Source organism: Mycobacterium sp. 1245111.1, assembly GCF_001673405.1.
In the GTDB taxonomy this organism is placed as follows: Bacteria; Actinomycetota; Actinomycetes; order Mycobacteriales; family Mycobacteriaceae; genus Mycobacterium.
Genome location: NZ_LZLV01000057.1, coordinates 49,996 through 61,887, shown reverse-complemented (window position 1 = coordinate 61,887; position 11,892 = coordinate 49,996). Strand labels below are relative to the sequence as shown.

Annotated in this window: 12 protein-coding genes; 10 read left to right on the top strand and 2 right to left on the bottom strand. The window is 64.2% G+C overall.

Translation table 11 applies throughout. The annotated features are described in order from the left end of the window. Window positions 1–257: hypothetical protein (locus A5658_RS28050; RefSeq protein WP_231997271.1), on the top strand; the 257-nt coding region annotated here is incomplete at its 5' end. Window positions 258–288: 31 nt separating this feature from the next. Here A5658_RS28050 and A5658_RS27490 read toward each other — a convergent pair. Next, the gene (locus A5658_RS27490; protein ID WP_082993076.1) at window positions 289–2,316 is read right to left on the bottom strand and encodes a DUF4333 domain-containing protein; all 2,028 of its coding nucleotides are present in this window, start codon (window positions 2,314–2,316) and stop codon (window positions 289–291) included. 387 nt (window positions 2,317–2,703) lie between these two features. Here A5658_RS27490 and A5658_RS10535 point away from each other — a divergent pair, with 387 nt between their 5' ends. From A5658_RS10535 to A5658_RS10515, 6 genes are all read left to right on the top strand, one after another. Further along, entirely contained in the window at window positions 2,704–3,600 is an 897-nt protein-coding gene (locus A5658_RS10535) for a DNA-processing protein DprA (protein WP_067333763.1), read from the top strand. Beyond that, on the top strand, window positions 3,597–4,376 hold the full coding sequence (locus tag A5658_RS10530; RefSeq protein ID WP_067333760.1) for a ComF family protein: 780 nt from the start codon (window positions 3,597–3,599) through the stop codon (window positions 4,374–4,376). Before A5658_RS10535 ends, A5658_RS10530 begins: the two co-directional genes overlap by 4 nt. A gap of 174 nt (window positions 4,377–4,550) precedes the next feature. Then, window positions 4,551–4,724, top strand: coding sequence for a hypothetical protein (locus A5658_RS28045; protein WP_156751375.1), 174 nt, complete (start codon window positions 4,551–4,553; stop codon window positions 4,722–4,724). 368 nt (window positions 4,725–5,092) lie between these two features. After that, the gene (locus A5658_RS10525; RefSeq protein ID WP_067333758.1) at window positions 5,093–6,118 is read left to right on the top strand and encodes a C40 family peptidase; all 1,026 of its coding nucleotides are present in this window, start codon (window positions 5,093–5,095) and stop codon (window positions 6,116–6,118) included. 164 nt (window positions 6,119–6,282) lie between these two features. Further along, a complete protein-coding gene (locus A5658_RS10520; RefSeq protein ID WP_067333756.1) occupies window positions 6,283–6,672 on the top strand; it encodes an antitoxin Xre/MbcA/ParS toxin-binding domain-containing protein in 390 nt (129 codons plus the stop codon). A gap of 54 nt (window positions 6,673–6,726) precedes the next feature. Then, window positions 6,727–7,515 carry a hypothetical protein gene (locus A5658_RS10515; RefSeq protein WP_067333754.1) on the top strand — a complete coding sequence of 263 codons (789 nt, stop codon included), beginning with the start codon at window positions 6,727–6,729 and terminating at the stop codon, window positions 7,513–7,515. A gap of 19 nt (window positions 7,516–7,534) precedes the next feature. Here A5658_RS10515 and A5658_RS10510 read toward each other — a convergent pair whose 3' ends face one another. Beyond that, window positions 7,535–8,539 (bottom strand): HNH endonuclease, encoded by a 1,005-nt coding sequence (locus tag A5658_RS10510; RefSeq protein ID WP_067333751.1) that lies wholly within the window; start codon window positions 8,537–8,539, stop codon window positions 7,535–7,537. 262 nt (window positions 8,540–8,801) lie between these two features. Here A5658_RS10510 and A5658_RS10505 point away from each other — a divergent pair, with 262 nt between their 5' ends. Genes A5658_RS10505 through A5658_RS10495 form a run of 3 tightly spaced genes read left to right on the top strand, consistent with a single transcriptional unit; the run spans window position 8,802 to window position 11,880 of the window. Further along, window positions 8,802–9,299, top strand: coding sequence for a hypothetical protein (locus A5658_RS10505; RefSeq protein ID WP_067333749.1), 498 nt, complete (start codon window positions 8,802–8,804; stop codon window positions 9,297–9,299). Continuing rightward, the gene (locus A5658_RS10500) at window positions 9,296–10,498 is read left to right on the top strand and encodes a DUF6545 domain-containing protein (protein WP_067333747.1); all 1,203 of its coding nucleotides are present in this window, start codon (window positions 9,296–9,298) and stop codon (window positions 10,496–10,498) included. The genes A5658_RS10505 and A5658_RS10500 overlap by 4 nt, the downstream gene beginning before the upstream one ends. Continuing rightward, window positions 10,495–11,880 (top strand): cytochrome P450, encoded by a 1,386-nt coding sequence (locus A5658_RS10495; protein WP_197503092.1) that lies wholly within the window; start codon window positions 10,495–10,497, stop codon window positions 11,878–11,880. The genes A5658_RS10500 and A5658_RS10495 overlap by 4 nt, the downstream gene beginning before the upstream one ends. Window positions 11,881–11,892 lie beyond the last annotated feature (12 nt).

Here is an 11,892-nt window from a genome sequence, read left to right as displayed (position 1 = left end):
CGGTCATCAGGCGACCTTTCCGGCCCCGACACACCGGGGCCGATCAGGCCGTTTACACCCTTATTGCGACAGTCCCCGGCAACGTGGCACTGAAAGCCCTGGTGCAAGACAAAGGGGAGGACTACACGCTGAAAAACCTGCGGTTCGCGCTGCTCGATCCGATGGTGCTCAGCACTGACAACAAGCGGGTCCTCGCCCGTGAGGTTCACTGGAAGCAGGTCCTGCAGTCGCGCCTGTTCGGTAACAACCGGAACTAAGGATGAACCGGTAGTCGGTTCCGCGTTGTCGTCATTTCGCGAGGCGTGCAGCGATTGCGGCCGCTTGTTTCATGGCGATGTTCGTGGTGACGTTGGGCGGCACCGGATCTCCGGGTTTGCTGTCGAATTCCAGTGTGACGAAGGCTCTGCCTTGGGCGAAGATCATGACGGTCACTGCTTTTGAGCCGTCTGGTGAGGGGCCCTGCGCGATCGTTCCGCCGTCGCCGACAGTGATGGGCTGTAGCTGACCGATCACGTTGCCGCCGATCGCGGCCTTCGCGCGCTGGACCGCGGTCGCGGCCGCGGTCGGGTCGGGCAGGATCATGATGGTGTCGCCGAGTTCGCGTGTGTCGCTTTGGTTGCTGAAGACTGCTGCGACGCCGGTCTTTCCGTTTGGGTTGTCGACTGGGGGAGACATGGTGAAAGTGTCGCCAGTGATGTCGATGTCTTGCGCTGTGATCAGCAGACTGGAGTAACCGTTTGCGCCGGCGGGCGCAGTGGTCGCTTGGTCATCGACCTGTATCCCATAGCCCACCTCCCCGGCGTCGACGGCCGCGACCGTTACTGTGACGCCGTAAGTTTGGCCGCCGTCGGTGAGGGCGCACCGCAGCGTGGCTCCTGGCGTGCCTTTGAGGTTGTCGGGGCAGGTAACCGAGTCCGGTTTGTGCCCAACCTTGTTGGCGAGCCGGTCGCTGACCTGGCGCGCGACGACGTCTTTGTCCACCGTTTCGGCGGTGTCGAAGTCGACTTTGTCTCCATTAATGCTGGTAGCGGTCACGTTGACGTTGTAGTCCTGACCTTTTACTTTCATCGTGCAGTTCAGTTGCGCCCCGATTTGCGCCTTGAGGTCTTCCGGGCAGGACACTGAGTCAGGTTTGTTGCCGGCCGTGTCAGTCATCTTGGCGCTGATCTGTTGGGCGACAACGTCTCTACTGACTGTCCGCGCCTGTGTGCTAGTGCCGCTCTGATGGTGCATCACCGCGACGATGACGGCTGTCAGGATGACCGCGCCGATCGCGGCTGCGATCAACCACGTCCTTCGAGTACCCAGGCGCTGTGGTGGGTCGTCCGCGCGCGCATCAGCGCTCTTGGATGCGTGGGGTGTCGGAGCCTGCTGCGTGGCGGCGTCAGAGCGCACGACCGCGGCAGGATCTGCGACGTCAACCATTTTGGCCGGCGCCGGTGCTTGCTGCGTTGCGGTGGCGGGTCCGTGAGCGCTGGGCTGGCGAAGCTCGTCGTTGAGGGCGCGAGCGAAGTCCATGCAGAGCCGGAAGCGCTGCTCGGGGCTTTTCGCGAGTGCGAGGGTCAGGACTCGATCGAGCGGAGCCAGCTCGGGATGTGTGTCAGAAAGCTTGGGTGGGGCCGCGTTGAGATGTCGGCTGATCACGACGGCGGGGTTGGAATTCGGGAACATCTGCGAGCCGGTGAGGAGGTGATAGGCGGTTGCGGCCAGCGCGTACTGGTCGGCGCGGCCGTCGATGTGTTCGCCCATGAGTTGCTCGGGGGCGGCGTAGGCGACCGTGCCGATTGTCATGTTCGTCGCGGTGAGGCCGCCGATGTCTTCCACAGTCCGCGCAATTCCGAAGTCAGCCAGCAGGATTCGTTGTTCATCTTCGTCGTGGGTGAGCATGATGTTGGCCGGCTTCACGTCGCGATGGAGGAGGCCTCGTTTGTGGGCGTAGTCGAGTGCGCCGGCTACCGCTGTGATGATGTCGACAACTCGGGCGGCCGGCATGCCGTCGGGGTTGCGGTTGGCCAGCAACCGGGCCGCGTCGTCGCCGTCGACGAAGTCCATGGCGATCCAGAGCTGGTGGTCGTGGTCGCCGCGGTCATGAACGCTGACGATGTGGGGGTGCCACAGCTTGGATGCGAAATCTGCCTCGCGCTCGAATCGGGCCCGGTAGTCGACATCGGATGACACCTCGGCCGGCAGAACCTTCAACGCGTCCTGCCGAGGCAGCCGGGGGTGTTGGGCCAGGTACACCTCGCCCATGCCGCCAGAGCCGAGCGGACGGACGATGGTGTACCCGGCAAATTCTTGCCCCTCGCTTAAACGCATGGCCCGCATCGTACGAGGAAACCAAGACGTGCAGAGCGAAAACTGCGGTGGACCAGCTGAGCAGGCGGCGCAGGGGGCTAGTTATTCGCCTGTCAGGGAACGTGTTTCAAGCGCCGCGATCAGCAGTTCCCGTCGCCGCCGACCAGGTGGACCGAGCCGTCAACGAGTGCGCGCGAAGTGGCCACTAGCTGCCCGCACATGCTTCCTTAGCCACGACCAGCCGTCGACTGGCTCGGCCCGGTGTCCGCCGATCGGACGACCACCGAGCACACCCGATCGGCGCGCACACGCCTCGCTGAGGCCGTGAACTGGAGTGCCTCGGCAGTTGTGTCTTAGCCTCGGAGCACAATCATCAGGGCTGCCGGCGAACACGAGGGAGGAAAGACGGTGAATGAGCATGTCGCCCTAGTCGCCCTCCTTCGCACCCGCCCGGATGGCCTGAGCTGGCCGAAGCTCACCGAGAAGGTCCTGGAAGTCGGAAGCGCCATCGCCGTCTGGGACCACTTCAATCCCGAGCAGCTGATCCCGTCTCCCGTCGCCACCGCCGCCCTGGCCGACGCCGAAACCGACCTCGCCGCCTGGGATCAGGAAGACCTGAACTTCATCAGCGTGCTCGACGAGGACTATCCGCACCAGCTGCGCGACATCCTCGAGACCCCGCCCTTCCTCTTCGCCCAAGGCGAGGTCGTGCCGGATGATCAGGGCATGTCAGTGGTCGGGGCGCGCAAAGCGTCCGATCGAGGCAAGGACGTCGCCGCGAAAATCGCGAACTTCCTGGTGTCTGAAGGTTTGACAGTCATCGCGGGGTTGGCGGCGGGAATCGACGCTGCAGCGCACACCGCTGCGCTGGCCGCCGGCGGCCGCACAGTGGCATTCATCGGCACCGGCTCCACCGTGTCCTACCCGCCGCAAAACAGAGACCTCCAAGCCGCTATCGCCGCTAAAGGCCTGGTGCTATCGCAGTTTTGGCCGGACGCGACACCGCAGAAATACAGTTTCCCAATGCGCAACGCCCTGATGTCGGGCTATGGGCTGGCCACCATCGTCGTCGAAGCCGGCGAGACAAGCGGAACACGCGGGCAGGCTCGTGCCGCCGTCGCCCACGGCCGGCCCGTCATCCTGACCGGCAGCGTTGTCGACGGCAACGAGTGGGCCCGGGCGCTACTGCCGCGCCCCGGTGTTCACCGCATCGACAGCCTGGCAGATCTCGGCGCCGTGGTCGACGAGATCCGCGCAGAACCACAGCGCACCAGTGATGCACTGAGCCACTTCGCGTTTCGGTGAACGACGACGATGCCGCGCTCGCGCAGATCAAGCAGAGCCTCATCACCAACGCCGGCGGATATCTACGCAACTCCGTGCCGATCGCAGGCCAGACGTGCACGCAATGCCGCGGCGCGTGGATGAAAGACGGCGAAACCACCTGCTACCCATGCGCGTTCAAATACGACTCCTCGACCGCTGACCTCGTCGGCTCCATGGTCTACGCCGTCAGCGAGTCGCAAAGCAACAAGATGATGCGCGCCTACAAAGACATCCCGCCGAGCCGCGAGATGCTGCGGCGCGTCGACTCTCTCATCACCCTCGGTGTGAAAGCTCATTTCGACTGCGCAGAAAAACTTCTCGGCGGCGAGATGACCCGGTGGGCGACCGTGCCATCGCTCAAAACGGTCGGCGCGAACCATCCACTGCGCGAGAAAATCCTCACCCCGATGTTGGCCGCGGAGTTCGAGATCGAGGTCGTGGCCACTGAGATAGCGAAGACGCGGACAGAGCAGGAACGTCGCGAACTCGACACCTCGCTGTATCAGGTCACAGGTGAATGCCCGCCAGGGTGCCGCGTGCTCCTCGTCGACGACACCTGGACCACCGGCGGCCACATCCAGTCGGTCGCGAAAGCCCTCAAGAATGCTGGCGCGCAGAAGGTCGCGGCGCTCTGTGTGGCGCGCTACATGGATCAGAGCGATCCGCGCACGAAGCGCATCCTCGTCACGCACTTCAAGGACCAGGCCTACGACCCTGACGTCTGTCCTTGGACTGGTGGGCCGTGCCCGGCCTAACAACTACCGCGGCGATCTACAGCGGGACTGACGGAAAGCCGCGCGTTCGTCGGTACTTCTTCAAGTAGGAGGTCGTACCTGTGTTCTGCGGGTGCTCATCTCCGAAGGTATGAGCCGGTCTAATGCGCCGGTTCTCAGGGCCACGGCCCTGACCGCTGCAACTTGGAGGTCCCCATGAACACACCGACCCTGGTCGCTCTGACCATTATCGCCGCCATCGCTGTCACTGGCACGCTGGCCGGCTTCCTCGTTCACAAGACGGGGAATACCGCCGGCATCCGCGAGGTCGGCCGCGCCATCGCCCCACTCCTGACCGCCATCGCCAAGGCATTCAGCGACCTCGACTGACACCAGCCGTGGGTGTGTCCCGCTCGAAATGTCTTTACCGCCCGACCGGCCAAGGTGTCGGGCGCGTCCGTTCTAACGTCTTGCTGGCCGCCGGCGCAGTGCGTGCCGTGCGCGCTTGCCCAGCAACCTTGGGCATCTCGTTTTTCGCTGACTTACAGTCGGGGTGAGCGGGCATCAGAAATGCGGTGCGAGCTGCGGCGCAAACCGTGAATACAGCCGATGAGCACGTAGAATCCGCTCAACCGGCCGCCGGCCAGCTAGGGGGAGCCACAGCTCATGACGATCATCGCCACGACCGTCCGGCAACTTCCACGCGCCGCCGCTCAGCCAAGGAATTCGACCGTAGAGGCCGCCATAGGAGGTCCACGATGACCGGCAACATCAAGCTCAACCCGAACGACGCTTCCGGCAAGTTCGGTGACACCGCAGGCAAGCTCGGCGGCCTCGGCGGTACTCCCAGCGGCGCCGACGCCGGTGTGCGCCCCGGATTTTCCGGCGCCACGAACGCGATGGCCGACAACTACGGATCCGAACTCAACAAAGGCGCCGGCAACTACCAAACCGGCGCCGCGGCCGCCAACGGACTCGGCGACACCGACCAGGCCAGCGGCCAAAAGATCAACGGTGGACCCAACGCCCAGGATCCGACCGGCGCCGGCGGCCGCGGAGGGCTCGGCGCGCCACGCATGACCGCCGCCGACCTCGCCAAAGCGTCGCCGTACGACTCGCCCATGCCGTCGAGTCAGCAAGCCGCCAACATCCTGCCGACCCTCGCCGGCGCGGCGCAGCAGGGCGCGGAATCCCTTCCCAAAGCGCTCACCTCCCCGCTGGGATCGCTCTCCGGGATGGCTGCCCCGTTCCAGTCAATGCTCTCCGGGCCCGGCGGGGGTCAAACGCTCGACGGCATCCTGGCCAGAGCCAACGCCTCCAACGGCTACGACGGCGGCCCGGCCAGCCTCGCCATGGGCCCCGGCGGCGATGCCCGGCTCAACGCGATCACCAAGAACGTGCTCGGTATCCCCTACGCATGGGGTGGCGGCTCCATGGGCGGGCCCACGCAAGGCATCTCCGACGGCGGCGGCCCGGCCGACCGGGCCGGCGACTACCGCAAAGTCGGCTTCGACTGCTCCGGCCTATCCCGCTACGTCACCGGGCAAATGTTCGGCGTAGAAATTCCACGGACATCGGAAGCGCAATTCAGCAGCGGCGCAGCGGTCAGCGCATCCCAAGCTAGGCCGGGAGATCTTTGTTTTCCCAGCTCAGCAGGGCGTCCACCGGGCCACGTCCAAATTTACGTCGGCGATAATAAAGTTCTTGAAGCACCGTCGAGCGGACAAACCGTGAAGATCAGCCCTCTGTCTGCCGGCTCAGAGTTCCGCCGCTTCCACAGCTAACTAGCGGGGGGACGCGCTGCATCCCGCAACTTGAATCACTATCTGACGATTTATGGAATAGACTCGGTTCATCCAAAAGTCATTTTTTGATCACTACGGGAATCATTTTCGTTGATTAGACGGTTTTTTCTGTAGACTTGCCGTTGACGAGGGGGTGTTGAGAAATGGTTGACTTGCTGGTTAAGGCGGGTGACGATACCGCGCGCCTGGACATCCATGAAGTGGCCGCGTATCTGCTGGAGCGGCTGGGACGTACCTCGATCGCCTACCTTGCCGGGTCGAGGAGTCGAGCGATGCCGGCGCGCTGGGCCGCACCTCCCGGGGACAGTGGCCACGCTGAGCCATCGGATGACAAGGCCCGCCGTTTGAAGGCCGCGCACGCGATCTTCCGGTCGATCGAGGACGCCGAGAACGATCAAGTCGCCCGGAGTTGGCTGTTGTCGGCCAATCCGCGCCTGGACGGGGCGACTCCTGTCGAGTTGATCCGTCAGGACGACTATCCGGCTGTGTACCGGGCCGCGAAAGCATTCATCAGCGACACCTACCACTCCTGAACCACCTGTTTCCCTATACTCGGCCCGTTCGCGCCGCGTTGAGGAAAGAGGGTCATGGGTTCGTCGACCATCTGTCCTGCGACTGGGCTGAACCTGGTGGCCAGCTCCGGGCAGAGCATCTTTCGGGTAGCGCGCACCCAGTACGGGGCGATCAATCCGCCGCCACGCGTGCCGGGTCGGGACGCGGTCGAGGATTGGTCCCGGTGGGATACGCCCGGGCGCACGGTCTACGGATGTGTTACGGCGGTCGGGGCTTTCGTCGAGGTGCTGGAATACATTCGGCCGGATCCGCCGCGCACACCGATGGCCGAGTTGTTCGACGATGTCGACGACGATGATGCGGCCACCTTGGCTGAGCAGATCGCGCGTGAGTTACCGGCGCACGGCGCGATGGCGTACCGGTCAATTCCGCAGGCGTGGCGCCAGATCCGTTCGCTTTATGAGTTGCGTCTGCCGCGTGATGGGTGGTTTGTTGACATCTGCGGTGCGGAGTCGATATCGGTACTGACCGAGCAGTTGGGGTCTACTGTGTTGGCGGACTGTGGGATTGATCAACTGACGCTGAGTGAGTTGACGAGTTCCTCGGAGGATTTCAAAGCGCTGACCACGGGTATCGCGACGTGGGTTCGGGACACGGTGCAGCTGTTCGACGGGCATCGGCCGCACGGCATCGTGTATCCGTCGAAGTGGGGGAGCACGTTAACGAATTTCGCAATGTGGTTGCGGCGCACCGATGATCAGACGGGCTCCGACGATATTGAGGCAATCGAGACGACCACTATCGGGCTGCACACGAAGTCGTTTGTGGATGCCGCGAAGCTGCGCGGCATGAAGACGTTCTAGCCCAGTCGGCGTGCCTGGTTCAGGCGGTGGCGAGTTTGTTCGACTTGGCCCGGTTGCACCGCCAGCACAGGGTCTGCAGATTCTCCGGGGTCGACATTCCTCCGCGTGAGACCGGGAGGATGTGGTCGACCTCGAGGAGTAAATGCGGTTCCGCCGCAACCGATATCGAGCACTTCTGACAGGTGTGGTGGTCGCGCGACTTGATAAGGCTGCGCAACTTCGAGGTCATCAGCGCGCGCTGGCCGGCGGCGCTCTTCTTGAACTTGATCTTCTGGCTCATCGTTTCGATGAGCGCGTCGACGGTCGGGGTGTTGAGGATGATGATGGTGTTTTGGCCGCTGTTGCCGCCCGCGCTGACGTACTGGAATTTGTAGACGGGGCGGGGGACTGTGATCGGGGACAGCTGGACGCCGACGTGTTTCATGAAGTCATCGGCGTAGAACTTCAGGATGAAGGGCGGCGGGTTGAATGACTTGGTGATGCTGGCTTCGCGTTGCTCGAGGTTGGCGATCGCGTTGTCGAGCCGCGCTATGTCGTCGCCCAGCTTCTCGACGCCTGCGAGGGTGGGTTCGTCGGCGCGGATGTCGAAGTACTTCATCAGGTATTTGATTGGGGCGGCTTTGGCGTTGCGGACCACCTGCAGCGAGCAGTTGTGGACGTTTGGGGCCTCGTAGTCGGCGACGTTGCGGTCTCGGCGGTACTGGTGGGCGCTGGTGTTCTGGAATGTCGCGAGGTGCGCGTGCTGGCCGGCGGATGAAGCGCCGAGGCTGAACAGTCCGCGGTCGCGGATCTCGGCGACGTAGCCGGCGATGTCGTTGTGCTCGGCGACCACCGCGGCGATCTCGGCCTTGCGGGCCAGGAATTTCTCGCTGCCGAAGTACCGCTCCTTGAGGGCGTAGCGGCCGCCCCGGTACAGGCCCCAGCCGGCCAGTGCGATGCCGCCGACGACCAGGGCCACCTTCGCGATCGCGATGAGCAGCCCGACGATTAGGCCCACGCCGAGCAGCAACACGAGGAACTGCATGAGTAATGGGCTCCTTGGAGCTTCGGACCGAATGCCGTCGCGCCGCGCCAAGCGCTTGCTGCGACCGCTCGTGTTTTACCACTAAACGCCGCCCTGCACTGGGCATCGGCGAACTGGTGCTGCCCGTTGTCGCTGCGCGTCTCGGTTCAGTAACATGGGTGCACGCCGCGCCCTCAGGCATACATAGCAGCAACCGCCCTGCTGCTGTTGGAGTGTGCGGTGAAGCTAACGGACTACCTTGTGCGGGGGAGCACCACACACGATGGCCATGTCGAACGCCGAGATGCTTGCGTTTACCCGCGAGCTTCCCATTCCCGTTCCATGGAACCGTGACGTGTTCATCGCCAATATCGCGGCGATGCGGCAGCGCCCGATCCGCCTGGTGCCGACCGACACCTCGGCTCTGGATGAGAGCCCGTGCGGGCTGTGGATCGCCTCAGATGCCGAAGACGTGATCATGCACGAGGCCGGGACCTCGGATTATCACATCGACCAGATCGTGTGCCACGAGATCGGGCACATACTGCTCGGCCATGGCCGCGGCCACGGCGGCGAGGACGAGGCGGACAAGTTCGACACGCTGGACCAGATTCTTCCCGACCTCGACCCGGCGATGGTGCGCTCGATTTTGGGTCGCACCGACTTCTACGTCGATCAGGAGCGGGACGCGGAAATGTTCGCCAGCATGGTGATGATCGTCGTCGCGGAGGGCGCCGGCGCGAAATCGGTGATGCGCAGCGTCTTCTTGAACCGCCAATGACCTCAGCCGTTCCCGGTGTGATCGCCTGGCCCCTGCTGGTGTTCATGATGGCCGTGGTGGCCGCCCGCTACGTGTGGCTCAACGACACAGCCTATGACCGCTACCTCAACAACACGCTGGGATTCATGCTGATCGTGCAGCTGCTGCGCGAGCACCGGGTGCAGCAGCTGCTGGAGTACTCCGGGCTGTGCTCGGTCACCACCAGCCAGCAGCTGTCGCTGGGGTTCATGATCCCGGCCTGCACGGAGTTCCTCGGTTTCACGACGTTGTGGTCAGGCCGCTCGGAAGCCGACACCCGCGCCCTATACGTGCGTTACCGGGCGGTCGGGGTGGTGACTTTCGTGGGTTTCCTTGCGGCCGGTGCGCCGGCGCGTCGGGCGCATCAGACGCTGGAGACGTATCCGGGTTGGTCGGGTGCATGGGCGTGGGCGATCTATTTGACGATGCTGGTCGTGTTGTCGGTTCAGCTGTTGAGGATGTGTGTGGCGGAGCTGCGGCACAGCCCTACCCGGCGGGAGCGTCTGGTCGCCTCGGCTGGGATCGCGTTGGGTCTGCTGATCGGGTTCGCAACGGGGGAGGCGCTCATTCTGCCGTTCACGAACAGGTGGGGCTTGACCGACGCCACCCGATTCCAGCTCTGGTTTCATGGCTACAACTTCTTTTTCGAAGCCACCGGTGCGGCGGCGATCGCGGCCGTGCCGTTCGTGATGAAGCTGCTCGGGTATTGGGGGTTGGAGCCGGTGAGCCGTAATTGGCGCAAGCTGCAGCCGCTGCGGGAGAGCATGAGGGCCGCCGTTCCGGGGACCGCGTTCGACGTCGGCGGCGGCGGGGCTCCCGGGCGCCGGCACACCCTGCTCGAGCTGCATCAGTCGACCGTGGAGATCCGCGACGCCGCGCTGCAGCTGCGTTCATTTCGCGGCGAGATCGCCGAGGCGGAGATCCGCCGCTACCTGAAAGGCAACAGAATCCCTTCCCGCCAATACGTTCCGGCGACACGCGCCCTGCAACTGGCGTGCGCAGTGCGGAACAAAGAAGCCGGTGTCGCCCCCAAGGCCGTCGACGCCTCCGAGGTCGTTGCCTCACGTTCGGCCACCCTCGACGAAGAGATCAAAGACCTTCTCGCGCTGGCGCGGTGGTGGCCGGCCGCCTGCACAGCGGCCACGCGAATGCATTCCCCGGCGCAACAGGCGGCGCGGTGACAGCCGGCGCGCGCGTTGCGCACCCTCGGTGGCGACTGCCGGTCGTCGGCGACCTGCTGACCGTCGACTTCGCCAAGCCCGCCCAAGGGCTGACCACCCAGATGCGCAAGCTCGGTGTCGGCATCATGGAGCAGCGGATCTTCTCTGTGCCGGTCATCGTGCTTGCCGACGCCGGACTGATCAACGACGTCAACAATGAAGACGTCTGGGAAAAGCATGTCGGGTTTTCCCTACGAAGGCTACGTCCGCTCGCCGGAGACGGCCTGATCACCGCCTTCAACGAAGAACCCAATTGGCAACTGGCGCACAACATTTTGATGCCGGTGTTCTCGAAATCGACGATGACGTCCTATCACGACACGATGGCCGCCGCCGTGCGCGAACAACTAGCGGCGTGGATGAACACCACCGAGTGGATCGACGTCGCCGACGAGGCGAACCGGCTCGCCATGGAGATCGTCGCGCGGGCCGGCTTCGGCTACTCCTTCGGCAAGCTCGGCGACCACGCCGACAACCCGTTCCTCGATGCGGTGCTGCGCGAACTCGAGTTCTCGATCCGCCGAACAGGGGCAATACCGTTCTACGAGAAGCTGTTCGGCCGCAAGCGTCGACGTCAGCACTACGCAGACAAGGAATTTATTCGCCGGTGGGTCGCCGACGTCATCAACACCCGCCGCCGCAACCAAACCCCGTCAGCAGGGTCCAGCATCCTCGACACGATGCTGTACCGCGCCGATCCAGACAGCGGCGCCCAACTCGATGACGACAACATCATCAACCAAGTCCTCACCCTGCTCGTCGCGGGCAGCGAAACCACCGCCAACACAGTGGCATTCGCGCTACACCACCTCGCGACCAACCCCGAAACGGCCGCGCGGGCCCGCGCGGAAATCGACCAGTTCTGGCCGGACCGCGCCTACCCCGACATCGGCTTCGACGACATCGCCAAGCTGCGCTACCTGCGCCGCGTCGTCGACGAAACCCTGCGGCTGACCCCGGTGGTGCCGGGCTACTACCGGCAAGCCAAGACCGCCACCACCATCGGCGACGGCCAATACGAATTCAACAAGGGCGACTGGGTGTTCGTCCTATTAGACGCCGCACATCGCGACCACGCGTGGGGCCCGGATGCCGACAGCTTCAACCCCGACCGGTTCCTGCCCGAACAGCAGCGCACGCTGGGTCAGCGGATCTACAAGCCGTTCGGCACCGGCCCGCGGGCCTGCATCGGCCGCCAGTTCGCCCTGCACGAATCGGTACTGACGTTGGCGGCGGTCCTGCACCAGTTCGACCTGGAATCTGATCCCGGCTACACGCTGGCGATGTCGGAAACAATCACCTACAAGCCCGCCGGATTGAAGCTGCGTCTGCGCGCCAGATAACAAGCCGCGCAG